Genomic DNA, 17,004 nt, shown 5'->3' on the forward strand with positions numbered 1-17,004 from the left:
GGCGCCGGCCTTTTGCTTGCAGTCCCGCCACCGCCGTTGCCGCATCTTTCCCATCATGTCCGACCTCGAAACCGCCGCGCCGATTGATCCCGCGGATCGCCCGACGCCCTGGGCCCAGCTCAAGTTCTTCACCTTCCAGCCCGCGATCTTTCCCCGTATGCTGGGCAAGGTCTCGCCGGGCGCGCGTCCCGGTGACTGGGTCACGGTTTACGACAAGGCCGGCCGGGTCTGCGGCTCCGGACTCTACAATCCGCGGGCCAAGATTCCGCTGCGGGTCGTGCGGCACGGACTCGAGGCGTGTGAAGAATCTGAATACTTCGACACCGCGCTGCGCCGGGCGGTCGCGCTGCGGCGGGACCTGCTGAAACTCGATGCGGTCACCGACGCCTACCGGCTGATCAATTCCGACGGGGACGGGCTCAGTGGTCTCACCGTCGATCGCTACGGCGACACGCTGCTGTGCGAGGTGATGAGCCTCGGCATCGCGCAACGGCTGCCGGTCTGGTTGCCGCTGCTGCACGAGTTGGCCGGCACCCGATTCGCGCGGGTGCAGGTCGATCATGACCTCGGCAGCCTCGAAGGCATCAAACCCTCGACCTTCAACGAGACCAACGCGGCCGCGCCGCGCAAAGTGAAGATCACCGAGCACGGCGTGCGCTACGAGGTCGACTTCAGTGAAGGGCACAAGACGGGTTTCTTCTGCGATCAGCGGGAGAACCGCCGCCTGTTGGCGCAGTTCACGTCCGGTGCCCGGGTCCTCGACCTGTGCTGCTACACCTCGGGCTTCTCGCTCAATGCCAAGGTCTCCGGCGGCGCGGAGGACGTGACGGCGGTGGACCTCGACGAAGCCGCGATCGCCCAGGCGAAGCGCAACGCCAACCTCAATCAAGCCCGCATCAAATACGTGCACGCTGACGCCTTCGCCTACGCGCGGCAAATGCAGACAAACGGGGAGAGCTACGACGTGGTCGTATGCGATCCGCCGAAGTTCATTCTCACGCGTGAGCCCGCCGGCGCGGCGGAAGGGCGTCGCAAGTATGAGGACCTCAACGCGCTCGCGATTTCGTTGGTGAAACCCGGCGGCGTATTCGTGACCTGTTCGTGTTCGGGCCTGTTGTCGGCGGAGATTTTTGAGGAACTCGTGACCAAGGCCGCGCACCGCCAGCAGCGGCGCCTGCAGTTTCTTGAGCGCACCGGTCCCGGCGCCGATCACCCGGTGTTTTCCAACGCGCCGGATCAGCGCTACCTCAAGGTGCTGTGGGCGAGGGTGGTCTAGCGAGCGGGGAGCTCGCCCCGCCCGCGAGTTGACGGGGCAGGTCGAAGTTTAAGGCCCAAAAGAAAGCCGGCCTTTCGGCCGGCGCCCTTAGACTTAAACTTTGAACTTAACCTCGATGCGACGGCGCAGCCGTCGCATCAGGCGCGGCCCATGTAGGAACCGTCGGTGGTGCTGATCTTGAGCTTCTCGCCTTCCTTGATGAAGAGCGGGACCTGCACCACGAGGCCGGTTTCCATGGTGGCCGGCTTTTGCACGTTGCTGGCGGTGTCGCCCTTGATGCCCTCGGCGCTCTCGGTGACTTCGAGCACGACGGACGGCGGCAGGTCGATGGTGAGGGGCTTGCCGTCGACGTAGAGGACTTCCACTTCACCGTTGGGCGTGAGGTAGTTTTTGGTGTCACCCACGAGGTCGGCCATGAGCTCGACCGTCTCGAAGGTTTCCGGATCCATGAAAGCAAAGGTGTCGCGATCGACGTAGGAGAACTCGAGCTTCTTACGCTCGGTCATGAGCACGTCCATGTTGTCGGACGAAGAGAAGCGCTGATCGAGCGACTTCCCGTAGACCAGGTTGCGCATCTTGATTTGCACAAAGGCGCGGAGGTTGCCCGGCGTGCGGTGGGTGGTCTCGAGGATCAGGTGAGGCGCACCGTTGTATTTGATGACTTGGCCGCGGCGGACGTCGTTGGCTGAGGGCATGGTAAAAACAGGGAGGTTTGTCGTTGGAAAAGGGCGATGCGTAACCAAGGAGGGTTACGAGTGTCAAGGATGCCCACCCATGCTCACCCCGCTGGCATCTCGGGACTTGCGCTGGCCAAGGGCTTGCCCCGAGATTTCGCCCCAATCCATGAAACAACGCACGCTTACGCGTGAGGTTTCGGTGACCGGTCAAGGCCTGCACACCGGTGAGCCCGTCAAGCTCACCCTCAAGCCCGCGCCCGCCGGTTCCGGCCTCGTCTTCAAACGCACCGACCTCTCCGGCCAACCCGAAATCAAACCCCGGGTCGCCCAAGTCACCGACTTGGTGCGCAACACCACGATCCAGGAGGGCCACACCAAGATCAACCTCGTCGAGCATGTGCTCAGCGCGTTGTCCGGCTGTGGCATCGACAACGCCATCATCGAGCTCGATGCCGCCGAACCGCCGATCATGGATGGTTCCGCCAAGCCGTTTGTGGACATGATCCTGTCCGGCGAACCGATCGAGCAGGATGCCAACCGCGAGGTCTTTGTGCTGGAGGAGCCCGTATCGGTCACCCGCGGCCAGTCCTCGGTCATCGCGCTGCCTTACGATGGTTTCAAGATCACCTGCACCTCCGCCGATGATCGCGGCATCCATACCCAGCACCTGACCCTGGATATCGATCCGGATGTTTACATCACCCAGATCGCCGCTTCGCGGACCTTCACCATTTACGAGGACATCGAGGAACTGCTGAAACTCGGCAAGATCAAGGGCGGGTCGCTCGACTGCGCGGTGGTGATCAAGGGGGACAAGATCATCTCCAAAGACCCGCTTCGCTTTAAGGACGAGTTCGTCCGCCATAAGATGCTCGATATCATCGGCGACATCACGCTGCTGGGCATGCCGATCAAAGCGCACATCATCGCGACGCGCCCGGGCCATGCGATCAACGCCGAACTCACCAAAGGCCTCGCCGATCAACTCGCGGGTCTCGCCAAGAAAAAGAAAAAGCGGCCGAAGACGCTGCTGCCGACCGAGACCTCGCTCGATATCCGCCGCATTCTCGACACCATCCCGCATCGTTATCCCTTTGTGATGGTGGACCGCATCGTGGAGTTCATCGGCGACGACGCGCTCGTCGCGATCAAGAACGTCACCATCAACGAGCCTTACTTCACCGGCCACTTCCCGAACAACCCGGTCATGCCGGGCGTGCTCCAGCTCGAAGCCATGGCGCAGGCCGCCGGTATCATCATGCTGCGCAAGGGTGGGGAGGGTGGCAAAACCGCCTTCTTCATGAGCGCCGACAAGGTAAAATTCCGTCGTCCGGTGCGACCGGGCGACCAACTCATCATCAACGCCAAGATCGTGAAGATGCGCGGTTCCAAGATGGCGCAGGCCGAGTGCACCTGCTCGGTCGATGGCCAGGTGGTGTCCGGCGCCGAACTCATGTTTGCCATCGTCGAAGACGAGGGCTGACCCCGCCGCTGTCATGGCTACGCAAATACATCCCACCGCGGTCGTCGATCCGGGCGCCAAACTTGGTGTCGACGTCGAGGTCGGCCCGCTGGCCTACGTCGGCGCGGGCGTTTCGCTGGGCGACGGCACCCGCCTGCATCACCACGCCGCGGTCGAGGGCAACACCGTGCTTGGCGCGGGTTGCGAAGTGTTTCCCTTCGCCAACATCGGGGCCAAGACGCAGGACCTGAAATTCGCCGGCGGCAATCCCGGGGTGCGCATCGGCGCCCGCAACGTGTTTCGGGAATACGTCACGGTGCACGCCGCGACCGCGCCCGAGGGGCACACCATCCTCGGTGACGACAATGTGCTCCTCGCCCACGGTCACGTCGCCCATGACTGCGTGCTCGGCAGCCACATCATTGCCAGCAACAGCACCGGTATCGCCGGTCACTGCATCGTGCAGGACCACGTTGTCTTCGGCGCCATGTCGGGGGTGCATCAGTTCTGCCGCATCGGCGCGCACTCCATGATCAGTGCCTACGCCAAGATCGTGCAGGACATCGCGCCCTTCATGATCGCGGACGGTCAGCCGGCGATCATCCGGGCGATCAACAAGATCGGCCTGGAGCGTCGCGGTTTTACCCCCGAGCAACTCGACCGGGTGAAGCAGGTTTTTCGGGTGCTTTTCCGCGAAGGCCTGAACCGCAGCCAGGCGCTGGAGAAACTTAAGGCTCACCCCGCCGCCGACGCGGAGGAAATCAAAGCCGTGCTCGACTTCGCCGCGGCCAGCGAGCGGGGCCTGGCGCCGGGGGCGTAGGGGCGTCGATCCTTGCTGCAGCCGGGGTCGGTGACCCCGGTCGGCTGCACACGCGCTGGAAACGGACCGGGGGCAACGACCCCGGCTACAGCAAGGCAAGCGAAACGCTGAAGATGGCGCCCCCTTACTTCTTATAAACCGTCTTCGGATCGAAGAGCGGCTCGGTCGTGGTTTCGAGCTGGTAGTCGTTGGCCTTGGGATCGACCAGCTTCCGGTAGAAGCAGCTCTTGTATCCATTGTGGCACGACGCATTGGCGGGGCCGGATTGTTCGACCTTGATCAGGATCACGTCCTGATCGCAGTCGGTGCGCACCTCGCGCACGAGCTGCACGTTGCCGGATTCCTCGCCCTTCATCCACAGCTTGGAACGCGAGCGGCTCCAGTAGGTGGCCTTGCCGCTGTCGAGCGTGAGCTGCAGCGACTCGGCGTTCATGAAGGCAAACATGAGCACTTCACCGGTGGCGTGGTCCTGGGTGATGCAGGGAATCAGGCCGTCGGGACCGAACTTCGGTTGCAGGGTCGAACCGAGTTCGACCTCTTGGCGGGTGGTGCGTTCAGGAAACGTGGACATGGGACCGGCAACCTTGGGGGGCGCGGCGGGTTCCGTCCAGCACCGGATGGACTGGGTCTGTTAGGGCTTAAAATCAGTTTCAACCCAGCGTTGCGCCGTGATGGGGGGCTGTTTGAGCTATCGGTTTCCGATGTCCGTCAGCGCCACTTCACAGCTCATTTTGGAATACGCCGGGTCCACTGATGTGGGCCTGCGGCGGAGCAACAACGAGGATGCCTGGTGGGCCGGCACGCTGGGTGCGGAGGTTGGGCGACCTTTGGTGAATCAATCCGGACGCATCCCGTTCCGGAACGGGGTGTGGTTGGGGGTAAGTGATGGTTTGGGCGGGGCCAACGCCGGCGAAGTCGCCAGTCGCATCGCGCTCACCGAGACGCAGGCCGCGGTCGCGGCGGCTCCGCGAGGCGAACTCCTGGAGGCGACGGCGCGTCTGGCGTTGGATCAGGCGAATCGCGCGGTGCTGGCCGCCTCGCGTTCCAATCCCGAGTGGGCCGGCATGGGGGCGACCTTGTCGTTTGTGTGGATCGAAGCGGGTGGGGCGATGATCGGGCAGGTGGGCGACAGCCGCGTTTACCGCCTGCGGCAAACCTGGCTGGAAGAGCTTAGTGTCGACCACTCTCCGGTGGGCCGTCTGCGGCAGGCTGGTCGACTTTCCGAGACCGACGCTCGGCGTCACCCGAGTCGGCATGTCATCGACCAGTGCCTCGGCGGCGGTGACCCCGGGCTCGAGCCGGATTGCGTCGGATTGGAGCTCCAGGCCGACGACGTCCTTCTGCTTTGCACCGACGGGCTGAATGATGGGGTGCGCGACGCGGAGATTGCGGGCGTGCTCGGGGCGGTGCTCACCGGCGAAATGACGCTCGAGCAGTCCGTCGCTGAGCTCATCAAGCGGGCCAATCACCTCTCCGGCCGCGACAATGTCACGGTCATCGTGGCCCGCTGCGTGGCGGAATAATTTCCGCTAATCGGCAATTATTCGCCTTTTCTGGCGAGGTCGCGGAGGTAGCCGTAGCTGTAGAGGCCGGTGCGGTGGCCGTCGCTGAAGTCGAAACGCACCGCGTAGTTGCCCACAATTTCCCAGCCTTCGACCGTCACACCCGGGAATTCGGTTGGGCCGTCGCCGCCGTATTGGTTGCCGAGGATGTCGTGCTCGCCGACGTTTTCGGCGCTGGGGGAGGCCGCGCGCAGCATTTCCATGCCGAAATAGGTCTCGGCGCCGTCACTCCAAACGATGGCGACTTCGTTGCCGATGAGCTGAATGTTGGTGGGAGTCTGCATGTCGAGGCCGGGGACCTTGGGGGGCGAAATGGGGCGTGGCGAGCCCCGGAATTGACTCCGTGGGCGCGTGGCCGATCGCGCCGCGCCCGGCGCCGAGTCCCCGTGCTAACCATGCACAAATCAGCCGCTTGGAGCGCGGCTAATGGCCGGAAGTAGGCCCGGGCGGAGGCACATTCGTGTGAATAACTTATGCCAGGATTTGCGGCTAATTTTCTTGAGCTGGGGGAGAAAATGGGGCGATATGTTGCGAATTGTAGCATTCGGCGGCCCCCGATTGATGTCTTCCCCACGCAAAAACTACTTTACCGGCCAGTTCCGGCACACCCTTGACGATAAGGGGCGCTGCACCGTGCCGTCGGCGTGGCGGAAGAATTTTGAGAAGGAGGATCAGTTTCTCGCCGTGCCGAATCCAGGCGGCTACGTGACCGTGCTGCCGCCGGCCGAAGCGGATAAGCTCTACGAGAAGTTTGCCGCGGTGCCGATGAGCGACACCGAAGCGCAGGACCAGATCTCGACCTTTTTCTCCAGCACCCAGGCCTTCAACTTCGATAGCGCCGGTCGTCTGGCCCTCATGGAGTCGCTGTTTCAGCACGCCGACCTCAAGGGGGCGAAAGCCGAAGTCGTCCTCGTGGGCGGCATGAACAAATTCAACATCTACAGCCCGGAACGCTGGGCTGCCATCCAGGCCAAATCGACGCCCGCGACCCAGGGCGACGCGATGCGGCGCTTCGGGATCTGATCATGGCCACCGGTGCATACGATCTCCCGAAACCCGCCCGTCACTCCGCCACGGTTGGTTTCGGCCCCGACCGCTGTGAGGCCGTGGAAGCGCTCCGCGCGCAATACGAGCGCCTACGCCGTCGGCGCCAGCAGCTCGAAGCGATGTTTTCCCCCCTCATGTCGCCGGCCGCACTGCCGTCGGCGGTTGACCGTCTTGTCCTCTGGAGGAGCCACCATGGCCGCCATCACCTCGCCTGAACCCCACGCGACGACGATGACACCCGGCCACCAACCCGTCCTGCTCAACGAGGTGCTGGAGCTGCTCGCTCCGCGTTCCGGCGCGCGCATCCTCGACGGCACCTTCGGCGGGGGAGGGCATACTCGCGCCATTCTCGAGGCGGCCGAGGGGGTGCAGGTCGTGGCCTTCGATCGCGATCCGGCCGCCCGCGAGCGTGCTGCGCCGCTGCAGGCCGAGTTTGGCGAACGCTTTCAGCTCATCGATCGCGACTTCGGTCGCCTCGCCGAGACTGAAACCGGTCCGTTGGATGGCGCGCTTTTCGATTTGGGTGTTTCCTCTTTCCAACTCGACGAAGGCGAGCGCGGATTCTCCTTCCGCGCCGACGCCCCGGCCGACATGCGGATGGATCCCCGCAGCGGGGTGTCGGCCGCGCAATGGCTGGAGACGGCCACCGAGCAGATGCTCGTGCGCGCGGTGCGCGACTTTGGGGAAGAGAACGCCTGGCGCCGCGTCGTGCGCGCCCTGGTCGCGGCGCGTGGCACCGGCCGACTCGCCCGCACCGCTTCGCTGGCCGAGGTCATCGCCGAGGCGATCCCCGCCGCCCAGCGCCGCCAGAGCAAAATCCACCCGGCCACCCGCAGTTTCCAAGGCATCCGCATCGCGGTGAACGACGAGATCGGCGCCATCGAGCGCGCGCTCCCCGCGGTCTTCGATCGCCTCAACCCGGGCGGTGTGCTCGCCGTCATCAGCTTTCACTCCCTCGAGGATCGCCCGGTGAAGCAGTTCTTCCGTCGCCAGTGCGGCCAGCCGGTCGGCACCAACGATTCCACCCCCCAGGACCTGCGCCCGAAGTTCGCCGAACCGCTCACCCGCAAGCCCATCACCGCCGGTGAGGCCGAACTCGCCGCCAACCCCCGCAGCCGCTCCGCCAAGCTGCGCGCCCTCGCCAAACTTTGAACCCAGCTCCCCGTCTCTCCTTCGCGTCATGAACACCTCCACCGCCCACGCCTTCATCAACAAACTCCTGCTCTACGTGCTGCTCATGATCGGGGTAAACGGCTCCGTCGGTCTCGCCACCGTGTGGATGAATCACCAGATCTCCGCTTCCGCCGCCGAAACCAAGAAGGCCGAGGAACGTCTCGCCGCGATTGAGCGTCGTCTCGACGAAACCAACGCGCACCTCGCCGCCGAACTTTCGCCCGACGTGCTCCAAGCCAAGAACGTGGCCATGAAGCTCGGCCTCGAGCGGCCCCGGGAGGACATGATCATGCGCGTCTACGAATCCCCCGAGGAGCGTCTCGCCGCCAAGCGCAACCTCGAGATTTTTTCCCGCGATGTAACCACCCAGGGCACCGAACTGGTGCGTTTCACCCTGGCCGACCGCAGCTAGCCGACCAGCCCCGTAGATGTCCAAAGGTTTCGCGTCCAGCTATCGCCTCGTCCTCATCGCCACCGGAGTGCTCCTGTGCTTCGTCGCGGTGGGGGTGCGTCTGGTCGATCTGCACGTGCTGGAGCGGGCCCAATTGGTCAGTTACGTCGATCAGGCCCGCTACGATACGGAACGCGAGCACGGCCGTCGTGGTGATATTCTGGATACGCGGGGGGACGTGCTCGCCACCTCGCGTCCGCTCGTGCAACTCGCGGTCGACCCGTGGTATGTGGGCGAATACCTCGAACACATTGGTAAGAACAATGCCGCGGTCGTCGTCGAACGTGAGTCGATCGAGCGCCAAAAGCGCGTCGAGCTCGCGCGCCTGCTCGGCATGTCGTTCAGCGAACTCGAGAACTATTGGAACCCGACCACGCGCACTCGCTCCAGCGACGGCGCGCAGATTCCGGTGCGTTGGGTGAAGCTTCACGAGGGCGTCGACGAAAGCATCTTCAATCAGATCCTGGCCATCAACGTGGGGGATCCGACCAAGGCCGTCGCCGATGTGCCGCGCGCTTACAAGGGCCTGCCGCTCGGTCTCACTTTCAAGCGGCGCTACGAGCGCGTCTATCCGCGCAAGCAGATGGCCGCCCATGTCATCGGTTTCGTTAACAAGGAGAACAAACCCTTCGGCGGCATCGAGGCCTACGCCAACGATTACCTGCGCGCCTTCGATGGTTGGTGGGAGTCGCAAAAGGACGGTCGCCGCCGTGAGATGGCGCACCTGCGGGTGCGCGACGTCCCGCCGGAAGACGGCCTCAACGTGCAGCTTTCGATTGATTCCGCGGTCCAGCACCTGATCGAAACCGAGCTCGCCTACGTCGCGCAGACCTACCGGCCGCAGAAGGCCACCATCATCGTCAGCGACGCGAAATCCGGCTTCATCCTCGGCCTCGCCAACTACCCGACCTACGACCTCAACGACTACGGCCACACCCCGGAAGAGGTGCAGCGCAACGTCGCCATGACCGACCAGCTGGATCCGGGATCGACCTTCAAGATCGTGTCCGCCGCCGGTGCATTGGAAGACGGACTGGTCACGCCGCGGACCCGCTTCAACTGCTCGATCGACTCCATCGAATACAAGGGCCGGGTGCGAAAGTTCATCCCGGATGATCATGCCAACGACCACCCGCTGACCGTGGCCGAGATCATTTCCCATTCGTCCAACATTGGCGCGGCCCAGCTCGGGATGAAGCTCGGTGAGCAGCGGCTCTACGATCTCGCCCGCAGCTTTGGCTTCGGCGAAAAGACCGGGTTGCCGCTTGGCTACGAAAGCCCGGGTCTCCTCAATCATCCCTCCAAGTGGAGCGCGCTGGAGATCACCCGCATTCCGGCCGGCTACAGCATCTCGGCCACGCCGCTGCAGATTCACTACGGCATGGCGACGATCGCCAGCGGCGGGGAACTGTTGAAACCGCAGATCATCCGCGGGGTGCTCGATCAGAACGGCAGTGAGATTTTCAACTTCGGTCCCGTCTCGCGCCACCGCGTCATTTCCGAGCCGGTCGCCCGTCAAATGGCCTTCATGCTCATGGGGGTCGCCTCCTCCGAGGGCACGGCCGAGGGCGCCGCGATTCCGGGTTACCAGATCGCCGGCAAAACCGGCACGGCGCAGAAGCTCATTGATGGCCGGTATTCAAAAAAGCACCACGTCGGCAGCTTCACCGGCTTCTTCCCCGCCTCCGCCCCCCGGGTGGTGGTGACGGTCATCGTCGATGACGCCGATGTGCGCAGCAAATGGAACCCCGCGGTGCGCATTCCCAATTACGGTTCCCAAGTCGCCGTCCCGGCCTTTGCCCGGGTCGCGCAGGGACTCATCTCGTATCTCGACATTCAACCCGTGGCGGAGCCCGCTTCGCCCCGTTATGCCATGGAAGGAGGCCGACCGTGATCGGTTACCTGACCCAAGACTATCCTCTCATCAACGCATTCTCCACCCGCCCGGCCGCCCGCACCCGTCGCGAAACGATCGCCCACAACCGCGTCTTCAAGATGGCTCCAAAACTTTCCGATTACCTCAGCGAAGACGAAGTGACCGCCGTCAAGGGGTCGCTCGCCCGGCCCATTTCCGGCCTCGCGATCGACAGTCGCCGCGTCGTGCCGGGCAATGTCTTCTTCGCGCTCCCGGGCCTGCGCACCAACGGCGCGCACTACGTCGACGAAGCGATTTCCCGCGGCGCGGTCGCCGTGGTTTCGCAGGTGATGCCGCGCACCACCCAGGCCAAGGTGACCTTTGTGCAGGCGGCCGACCCGCGCGCGCTCGTCGCCCGGATCGCCCGCCGCTACAACGCGGAGCCGGATCAGGACCTTGATGTCGTCGGCGTCACCGGCACCAACGGCAAAACGACCGTCGCCCACCTCGTGCGCCACTTGCTCGCCGGTCAGAAGCCGGTCGGTCTGCTCGGCACCATTGCCTACGATCTGGGCGTGCGCACCGTGCCCTCGTTCAAGACCACGCCGGAAGCGATCGATACCTACGGCATGCTCGCGCAGATGCGTGATGCCGGCTGTCGCGAGGCCGTGATGGAAGTCAGTTCCCACGGCATCGATCAGCACCGTGTCGATGGTCTGCGCCTGCGGGCCGCCATCTACACCAATCTCACGCGTGACCACCTCGATTACCACCAGTCGATGGGTGAGTATTTTGAGGTGAAGGCCCGTCTCTTCACCGGCGAACTCGGTGAACGCCCCGAGGTGGCGGTCATCAATCTCGACGATGCCCACGGTGCGCGCCTGTTGGCCAAGCTGGCGCCGGAGCAAAAGCGCGTCACCTTCGGCGAGCATGCCGCGGCGGACATTCGCGCGGTCGACATCGACTACGGGTTTAAGGGCACGACGTTCCGCCTGATCTGGCCGGGAGGCGAGCGCACCCTTTCCTCGCCCATGCTCGGTGCCTACAACCTCTCCAACGTGCTGGCGGCGGTGGCCGCTGTTTACGGGGTGGGGCGCAAGCCGGAGGATTTTCTGTCGCGTCTCGACACCTTCACTGGAGTTCCGGGCCGCATGGAGCGCATCGAGGAAGGCCAGGCCTTCAATGTATTGGTCGACTACGCGCACACCGACGATGCGTTGCGCAATGCGCTGACCATGCTGCGCGCAGTGACGCCGGGCCGTCTGTTGGTGGTCTTTGGCTGCGGGGGCAACCGCGACCGCGCCAAGCGCCCGATGATGGTGCAGGCCGTGCAGGAACAGGCCGATTTTGCCTTTGCCACCGCCGACAATCCGCGACGCGAAGAGCTCGACCAAATCTTTGCCGACATGAAAGCGGGCGTCACGGAACCGGGCAAAATCACCTGGATTGATGATCGCCGCCGCGCCATCAGCCTCGCGCTCGACATGGCCAAGCCCGGCGACTCGCTGCTCATCGCGGGCAAGGGCCATGAACCGTATCAGGAATTTGCCGACACCGTCGTGCCCTTCGACGACCGCCTCGTGGCGCGCGAGTTGATCGGCATCAAAAACATTTCCCGCCAATCCCTTTCCTAACACCGCCGATGCCCCGCTTCGACCCCCTGCAACTCGCCGATTGGACCTGTGGTCAATGGACCGCGGTCCCGTCGTGCGCGTTGCAGGGGTTCGCGATCGATTCGCGGCGGGTGAAGCCGGGTGAGGTGTTTGTTGCGCTGCGCACCGACTTGCGCGATGGGCACGATTTCCTCGCCGGTGCGGCGGAGGCCGGTGCGGCGGCGGCCTTGGTGAAAGTGCCGAATCCCGCGATCCATCTGCCCCAGCTCGTCGTCAAGGACACCTTGGCGGCGTTTCAAACGATCGCGCGCGAGCATCGTCGCGGTTTCCGCGGACCGGTCACCGGAATCTCCGGCAGCGCGGGCAAGACCTCGACCAAGGACCTCCTGGCCCGACTGCTCGGCGAGCGAGCCCTGGCGACCGAGGGCAATCTCAACAACCACTTGGGCGTGCCGCTTACGCTCACTCGTCTTGATGAGGAGCAACACGGATTCGCCATCATCGAGGCCGGCATCAGCGGACCCGGCGACATGGCTCCGTTGGCCCGCATGATCGAGCCCGATGTGGCGGTCATCACGATGGTCGACCACGCCCACACCCGTGATCTCGGTGATATCGATGGCGTTGCCCGCGAGAAAGCGCAGCTCCCGGCCGCGGTCCGCCGGGACGGCGTCGCGGTCTTGCCCGCCGATGTGGCGCGGCGCGAGCAGTTCAGGCATTTGCCGGTGCGACGTCTCACCGTGGAGCGCGCCGATGTGATCCGTCCCGAAGCGGTGGTCGACGATCGCGTCTTCTACACCGTGACCGAACGCGACGAGGAGACCGCGGTCACCATCGCGCGCGCCGGAGCGGGGAGTTCGCCGGAGACCTATACCTTTCGCCGCGCCAGCGCGGGGATGACGCAGAACGCGGTGCTGGCGATCTGTGTGGCTCGCTGGTTGGGCGTTGAAGCGCAGCAGATTCGGCAGCGCCTGGTGGGGTGGGGACCGGCGCCATTGCGCGGTGAAGTGCGGCGCGAGCAGGGCCGACTGTTTTACATCGATTGTTACAACGCCAATCCGGCCTCCATGGCCGATGCCCTCACCGCATTTGGCGAACTCACCAGCGCGGAGGACGCGCGGCTCTTTTTGCTCGGTGGCATGGAGGAACTCGGCGCTGAGTGCGCGCAAAAGCACGAAGAACTCGGCCGGTCGCTCCGCCTCAACGCCGGCGATCGCGTGCTCGTCATCGGCACCGGCAGTGCCGAGGTCCGAACCGGTGCGATCGCCGCTGGCGCGGACGCCGCACAGGTCGAAATCCTGGCGGACTTGGAGGGCGTGGCCGACCGCGTCGCGCAATGGGCCGGCCCCGTATTTGTCAAAGGCAGCCGCCGTTATCGTCTTGAAACCGTCATGTCGTCCACGGCGTCCGTGAACCACTGAACCGATGCTGTCCTACCTCGCCGAATACGAACACGTCTGGGGGCCGCTGCGCGTGCTGCGGTATATCACGCTGCGCACCCTGCTGGCGGCAGGCACGGCGACCTTGGTCGGGTTTGTGATCGGACCGTGGCTCATTGCGCAGCTGCAACGGCTCAAATTTGGTCAGCACTACGATGACGATCGCACGGGCGATCTGGCTTCGCGCTTTGATAAGAAGAATACGCCGACGATGGGCGGGTTGCTGATCTTTTTCGCGGTGGCGGTCAGCACCGTGCTCTGGGCCGAGCCCAATGTTTGGGTGCTCACCTCGCTCTTCGTCTACGGCGCGCTCACCGCGGTTGGATTTCGCGATGATTACCTCAAGGCGGTGAAAAAGAACCGCGATGGCATTTCGTCGCGGGAGAAACTGTTCTGGCAAACCTCGGTCACCGCCATCGCGCTCGTCATGCTGGCCTCCAGCGACACCAGCGCCTCGCACATTCGCGAGCTCTGGGTGCCCTTCTTCAAAGAGCCCATCTTCCTCTTCCTCGGTGTCGCCGGCACGATCCTGCTGTTCGTGATGATGTTCTTCTGGGTCGTGGGTTTCAGTAACGCGATCAACCTCACCGATGGGCTCGATGGCCTGGCCATTGGCTGCACCATCACGGTCGCGCTGGTCTACGGCATCATGGCCTATGCGGCAGGCAACACCCGCATCGCGGATTACCTGCTGATCGGCTACGTGCCGCGGGTGGGAGAGCTGGCGGTCATTTGCGGCGCGCTGGTCGGTGCCGGCATGGCCTTTCTCTGGTATAACTCGCACCCGGCCGAAGTCTTCATGGGCGACACCGGCTCGCTCGCGCTGGGTGGTCTCATCGGCGTGATCGCCTTCATGGTGCAGCAACCCCTCACGCTCGTGCTGGTCGGGGGAGTCTTTGTCGCCGAGGCGCTTTCGGTGATCATTCAGGTCTCCTATTTCAAAGCCACCCGCCGTCGTTTCGGCGAGGGGCGCCGCTTTTTCCGCATGGCGCCGATCCACCATCATTTTCAGAAGCGCGGCTGGCCTGAGACCAAGGTCGTGCTGCGTTTCTGGATACTCTCGCTCATGTGCGCGCTCGCCGGTCTCGGCACCCTGAAACTCCGCTGATTCTTTTCCCGATGCTCAACCCGCCCGCTTTCCTTGGACCCTTGCTCGCTTCCCCGGTGGGAGTGTTGGGCGCGGGCGTGAGCGGTCGAGCGGCGGTCCGATTGGTTGAGCAACTCGGCGGAGAGGCGGTGCTCTACGACGAACGCGGCGAGGGTGGCGCGCGACCGGATTTTCGCGCGTCGGCGCACCAACTTGTGATCGTGTCACCGGGTTTTTCGCCCAGCCATGGCTGGGTGGTGGACGCACGATCGACGTCCGCGGTTTGCCTGCCGGAACTTGATTTCGCCTCGCTGTTCTGGCGCGGCTCCCTGGTCGCGGTCACCGGCACCAACGGCAAGACGACCCTCACCGAGTTCTTGTGTTACGCGCTCGACCAAGCGGGCATTGATGCCTGGGCCGTCGGCAACGTGGGTAAGGCGTTCAGCGAAGTGGTGGTCGAACGTGACGGCGGCGCGCCGGATTCGATCGCGGTTTGCGAGGTGAGTTCCTTCCAGGCGGAAATGCTGCGTCACTTCCGCGCCGATGCGGTCATCTGGACCAACTTTGCCGAAGATCATCTCGAGCGCCACGGGTCCATGAAGGGCTACTTCGAGGCCAAGTGGCACCTGTTCGAGCGAGCCGTCGGCGGCGAAGTGTTCGCCGGTTCGAGCGTGCAACGCGCGGCCGAACGTTACGGGCAGACCCTGCCGGAATCGGCGGTGATCGACACCGAGGACCCGGCGGGCGACATCCTGCTCAGCGGCACCGTTTTCGACGATCAACCGCAGCGGGAGAACTTCCTGCTCGCCGCCGCGTGGTGGCGGGCCGCCGGGATGCGCGAGCCGCTGCTCTACGCCGCCGCGCGCACTTTTGAGGTGGGCCCGCATCGCCTCGCGCGGGTGGGGGAGCGGGACGGCGTGACCTGGTGGAATGATTCCAAGGCCACCAACTTCCACGCCACCGAGGCCGCGTTGCTCCGTTTCGGCGCACCGGTTATCCTGATTGCCGGCGGCAAATCCAAGGGCGGCGACGTGGCCGCGTTCGTGCAAAGAATCGCGCCCCGCGTGAAGCACGTCTTGCTGATTGGCGAAACCCGCAATATCTTGGCCACCTTCTTTGGTGCGGCGTCCGTGTCGCATCAAGTGTGCGCCGAACTCGCCGACGCGGTGCACGCCGCGGCCGCTCTCGCGCAAGCGGGCGATCACGTGTTGCTGAGCCCCGGTTTCTCGAGCCTCGACACGTTCTCCGGCTACACGGAGCGAGGCCTTCAATTCGAATCCTTGGTCGAGGCGCTGCCTGCGGCGCCCTCGGCCTGAAATCTTTCAACGAAACACCCACCCCGACGTTATGAAACTTCTCAACATCCTCGGCGCGGTCATCGCCGCTCACGTCGCCGTTCTGGTTTTGGCTGTGGCCATTCCCGGTTGCCGTTCCACGCGCACCACCGCACCGGCCGCCGACGACAACACCGCGACCTACACCCCGGCGCCCGCCCGCTCCTCCACCCCGGCATTCTCCGCCGCGCCGGAACTTTCCGATCGCGACCTGAATCCTCCACTCGCCGGCAGTGAGCCCCCGATATTTGATCCGAATGCCCCGGCGGTGGCCGCCGGCGGCAACACCCGTTTCAGTCCGACCCGCCCGGACTCCACCGTGGCCTCGGCGATCAACGCGCCGGTGACGACCATGGCGCCGGTGACGCCCGCCACGACCTACACCGTGCAACGTGGCGACAACCTCTGGAGCCTGGCGAAGAGCAACGGCATCTCCGTGCGCGAGCTCGCCAACGCCAACAACATCGCCGCCGACTCCATGCTGCGACTCGGCCAGGTCTTGGTCATTCCAGGCAAGGAACCGGAACCCGAGATCGCGACAAGCATGGCGACCGCCGAGGTGCCGATGAAGACCTACACCATCCAACCGGGTGACACCCTGGGCCGCATTGCGCGCGTGCACGGCGTGACCGTCTCGCAGCTCAAGGCCTTCAACAATCTGCGCAGCGACATGGTGCGCGCCGGCGATACGCTTTCGATCCCGGAAACCACCTCTTCGGCCGCGGTCACAACGACGCCGGCGGCGGCCCAATCCACCACCGCGACGCCGGCCGCGACCGCGCCGGCGGGCGCCTACAAGCATGTCGTCGCGCCGGGTGAAAGCCTGACTGTGATCGCCCGCCGCTACGGTGTGAAGGTGGGGGAAGTCGCCCTTGCCAACAAGATCCGTGATCCGTCCCTCATCCGTCCCGGGCAGGAGTTGATCATTCCGGGGTGGAACGCCACTGACGCGCCGGCGCCGGCCCGCACCGTGCAGCCGATCCCCTCCGCCGCATCGACACCCGCCAGCTCGGCCTCGGTTCCGGCCAACGAGGACCTCGACGCGGGCCTGGATGACTCGCTCGACAATGTGCCAGTCATCGATGTGGAGCGTGCAGGCGAGACCGATGCCGAGGATGACAGCGCGGTGCCGACGATCTCGATCGGCGGCGGCAGTTCCGGCGGTGGCAGCGACGAACCGCCGCTCTTCAACTAAAGCCCCGCGCGCA

General features: G+C 64.6%; 17 protein-coding genes. 14 read left to right on the forward strand and 3 right to left on the reverse strand.

The annotated features are described in order from the left end of the window. Positions 1 to 55: 55 nt before the first annotated feature. The gene (locus tag AC0MRV_RS07030; RefSeq protein WP_472763732.1) at positions 56 to 1,276 is read left to right on the forward strand and encodes a class I SAM-dependent rRNA methyltransferase; all 1,221 of its coding nucleotides are present in this window, start codon (positions 56 to 58) and stop codon (positions 1,274 to 1,276) included. A 137-nt stretch (positions 1,277 to 1,413) separates the two neighbouring features. Here the strand turns inward: AC0MRV_RS07030 and efp are convergent, their stop codons facing one another. Beyond that, positions 1,414 to 1,971, reverse strand: a complete 558-nt coding sequence (efp, locus tag AC0MRV_RS07035) for an elongation factor P (RefSeq protein WP_472763733.1) — start codon at positions 1,969 to 1,971, stop codon at positions 1,414 to 1,416. Positions 1,972 to 2,119: 148 nt separating this feature from the next. Between efp and AC0MRV_RS07040 the strand changes: the two genes are divergently transcribed. Both AC0MRV_RS07040 and lpxA read left to right on the forward strand, forming a co-directional pair. Next, complete coding sequence (locus AC0MRV_RS07040; RefSeq protein ID WP_472763734.1) at positions 2,120 to 3,436, forward strand: bifunctional UDP-3-O-[3-hydroxymyristoyl] N-acetylglucosamine deacetylase/3-hydroxyacyl-ACP dehydratase; 1,317 nt, start codon at positions 2,120 to 2,122, stop codon at positions 3,434 to 3,436. 13 nt (positions 3,437 to 3,449) lie between these two features. After that, entirely contained in the window at positions 3,450 to 4,235 is a 786-nt protein-coding gene (lpxA, locus tag AC0MRV_RS07045) for an acyl-ACP--UDP-N-acetylglucosamine O-acyltransferase (RefSeq protein ID WP_472763735.1), read from the forward strand. 124 nt (positions 4,236 to 4,359) lie between these two features. On the opposite strand, the gene hisI is transcribed toward lpxA, so the two are convergent. After that, entirely contained in the window at positions 4,360 to 4,806 is a 447-nt protein-coding gene (gene hisI / locus AC0MRV_RS07050) for a phosphoribosyl-AMP cyclohydrolase (protein ID WP_472763736.1), read from the reverse strand. A gap of 130 nt (positions 4,807 to 4,936) precedes the next feature. Here hisI and AC0MRV_RS07055 point away from each other — a divergent pair, with 130 nt between their 5' ends. Beyond that, positions 4,937 to 5,758 carry a PP2C family protein-serine/threonine phosphatase gene (locus AC0MRV_RS07055; protein WP_472763737.1) on the forward strand — a complete coding sequence of 274 codons (822 nt, stop codon included), beginning with the start codon at positions 4,937 to 4,939 and terminating at the stop codon, positions 5,756 to 5,758. Between the two features lie 17 nt (positions 5,759 to 5,775). Here AC0MRV_RS07055 and AC0MRV_RS07060 read toward each other — a convergent pair whose 3' ends face one another. After that, the gene (locus AC0MRV_RS07060; protein WP_472763738.1) at positions 5,776 to 6,081 is read right to left on the reverse strand and encodes a gamma-butyrobetaine hydroxylase-like domain-containing protein; all 306 of its coding nucleotides are present in this window, start codon (positions 6,079 to 6,081) and stop codon (positions 5,776 to 5,778) included. 277 nt (positions 6,082 to 6,358) lie between these two features. Here AC0MRV_RS07060 and AC0MRV_RS07065 point away from each other — a divergent pair, with 277 nt between their 5' ends. The 10 genes from AC0MRV_RS07065 to AC0MRV_RS07110 are packed head-to-tail and all read left to right on the forward strand — an operon-like array spanning position 6,359 to position 16,991. Further along, positions 6,359 to 6,820 carry a division/cell wall cluster transcriptional repressor MraZ gene (locus AC0MRV_RS07065; protein WP_472763739.1) on the forward strand — a complete coding sequence of 154 codons (462 nt, stop codon included), beginning with the start codon at positions 6,359 to 6,361 and terminating at the stop codon, positions 6,818 to 6,820. Positions 6,821 to 6,822: 2 nt separating this feature from the next. Next, on the forward strand, positions 6,823 to 7,059 hold the full coding sequence (locus tag AC0MRV_RS07070) for a hypothetical protein (RefSeq protein WP_472763740.1): 237 nt from the start codon (positions 6,823 to 6,825) through the stop codon (positions 7,057 to 7,059). Then, positions 7,037 to 7,996 (forward strand): 16S rRNA (cytosine(1402)-N(4))-methyltransferase RsmH, encoded by a 960-nt coding sequence (gene rsmH, locus AC0MRV_RS07075; protein ID WP_472763741.1) that lies wholly within the window; start codon positions 7,037 to 7,039, stop codon positions 7,994 to 7,996. The genes AC0MRV_RS07070 and rsmH overlap by 23 nt, the downstream gene beginning before the upstream one ends. 28 nt (positions 7,997 to 8,024) lie before the next feature. After that, the gene (locus tag AC0MRV_RS07080) at positions 8,025 to 8,429 is read left to right on the forward strand and encodes a hypothetical protein (protein WP_472763742.1); all 405 of its coding nucleotides are present in this window, start codon (positions 8,025 to 8,027) and stop codon (positions 8,427 to 8,429) included. 16 nt (positions 8,430 to 8,445) lie between these two features. Beyond that, positions 8,446 to 10,362, forward strand: a complete 1,917-nt coding sequence (locus tag AC0MRV_RS07085) for a peptidoglycan D,D-transpeptidase FtsI family protein (protein ID WP_472763743.1) — start codon at positions 8,446 to 8,448, stop codon at positions 10,360 to 10,362. After that, on the forward strand, positions 10,359 to 11,957 hold the full coding sequence (locus tag AC0MRV_RS07090; protein WP_472763744.1) for a UDP-N-acetylmuramoyl-L-alanyl-D-glutamate--2,6-diaminopimelate ligase: 1,599 nt from the start codon (positions 10,359 to 10,361) through the stop codon (positions 11,955 to 11,957). The genes AC0MRV_RS07085 and AC0MRV_RS07090 overlap by 4 nt, the downstream gene beginning before the upstream one ends. An 8-nt stretch (positions 11,958 to 11,965) precedes the next feature. Then, on the forward strand, positions 11,966 to 13,357 hold the full coding sequence (locus AC0MRV_RS07095) for a UDP-N-acetylmuramoyl-tripeptide--D-alanyl-D-alanine ligase (RefSeq protein ID WP_472763745.1): 1,392 nt from the start codon (positions 11,966 to 11,968) through the stop codon (positions 13,355 to 13,357). Between the two features lie 4 nt (positions 13,358 to 13,361). Further along, on the forward strand, positions 13,362 to 14,483 hold the full coding sequence (gene mraY / locus AC0MRV_RS07100; protein ID WP_472763746.1) for a phospho-N-acetylmuramoyl-pentapeptide-transferase: 1,122 nt from the start codon (positions 13,362 to 13,364) through the stop codon (positions 14,481 to 14,483). Between the two features lie 41 nt (positions 14,484 to 14,524). Further along, positions 14,525 to 15,778, forward strand: a complete 1,254-nt coding sequence (gene murD, locus AC0MRV_RS07105; RefSeq protein WP_472763747.1) for a UDP-N-acetylmuramoyl-L-alanine--D-glutamate ligase — start codon at positions 14,525 to 14,527, stop codon at positions 15,776 to 15,778. Between the two features lie 31 nt (positions 15,779 to 15,809). Then, positions 15,810 to 16,991 (forward strand): LysM peptidoglycan-binding domain-containing protein, encoded by a 1,182-nt coding sequence (locus AC0MRV_RS07110; protein WP_472763748.1) that lies wholly within the window; start codon positions 15,810 to 15,812, stop codon positions 16,989 to 16,991. The last annotated feature ends 13 nt before the right edge of the window (positions 16,992 to 17,004 follow it).

It is taken from the genome of Actomonas spartinae (assembly GCF_051209155.1).
GTDB lineage: Bacteria > Verrucomicrobiota > Verrucomicrobiia > Opitutales > Opitutaceae > Actomonas.

What these genes read in the sequence shown, in the direction of transcription:
- AC0MRV_RS07065 (WP_472763739.1), top strand. Translation starts at nt 6,359, where the DNA reads ATGTCTTCCCCACGCAAAAACTACTTTACCGGCCAGTTCCGGCACACC.
- rsmH (WP_472763741.1), top strand. Translation starts at nt 7,037, where the DNA reads ATGGCCGCCATCACCTCGCCTGAACCCCACGCGACGACGATGACACCC.
- mraY (WP_472763746.1), top strand. Translation starts at nt 13,362, where the DNA reads ATGCTGTCCTACCTCGCCGAATACGAACACGTCTGGGGGCCGCTGCGC.
- AC0MRV_RS07055 (WP_472763737.1), top strand. Translation starts at nt 4,937, where the DNA reads ATGTCCGTCAGCGCCACTTCACAGCTCATTTTGGAATACGCCGGGTCC.
- AC0MRV_RS07030 (WP_472763732.1), top strand. Translation starts at nt 56, where the DNA reads ATGTCCGACCTCGAAACCGCCGCGCCGATTGATCCCGCGGATCGCCCG.
- AC0MRV_RS07095 (WP_472763745.1), top strand. Translation starts at nt 11,966, where the DNA reads ATGCCCCGCTTCGACCCCCTGCAACTCGCCGATTGGACCTGTGGTCAA.
- lpxA (WP_472763735.1), top strand. Translation starts at nt 3,450, where the DNA reads ATGGCTACGCAAATACATCCCACCGCGGTCGTCGATCCGGGCGCCAAA.
- AC0MRV_RS07085 (WP_472763743.1), top strand. Translation starts at nt 8,446, where the DNA reads ATGTCCAAAGGTTTCGCGTCCAGCTATCGCCTCGTCCTCATCGCCACC.
- AC0MRV_RS07040 (WP_472763734.1), top strand. Translation starts at nt 2,120, where the DNA reads ATGAAACAACGCACGCTTACGCGTGAGGTTTCGGTGACCGGTCAAGGC.
- AC0MRV_RS07060 (WP_472763738.1), bottom strand. Translation starts at nt 6,081, where the DNA reads ATGCAGACTCCCACCAACATTCAGCTCATCGGCAACGAAGTCGCCATC.
- hisI (WP_472763736.1), bottom strand. Translation starts at nt 4,806, where the DNA reads ATGTCCACGTTTCCTGAACGCACCACCCGCCAAGAGGTCGAACTCGGT.
- AC0MRV_RS07070 (WP_472763740.1), top strand. Translation starts at nt 6,823, where the DNA reads ATGGCCACCGGTGCATACGATCTCCCGAAACCCGCCCGTCACTCCGCC.
- AC0MRV_RS07080 (WP_472763742.1), top strand. Translation starts at nt 8,025, where the DNA reads ATGAACACCTCCACCGCCCACGCCTTCATCAACAAACTCCTGCTCTAC.
- efp (WP_472763733.1), bottom strand. Translation starts at nt 1,971, where the DNA reads ATGCCCTCAGCCAACGACGTCCGCCGCGGCCAAGTCATCAAATACAAC.
- AC0MRV_RS07110 (WP_472763748.1), top strand. Translation starts at nt 15,810, where the DNA reads ATGAAACTTCTCAACATCCTCGGCGCGGTCATCGCCGCTCACGTCGCC.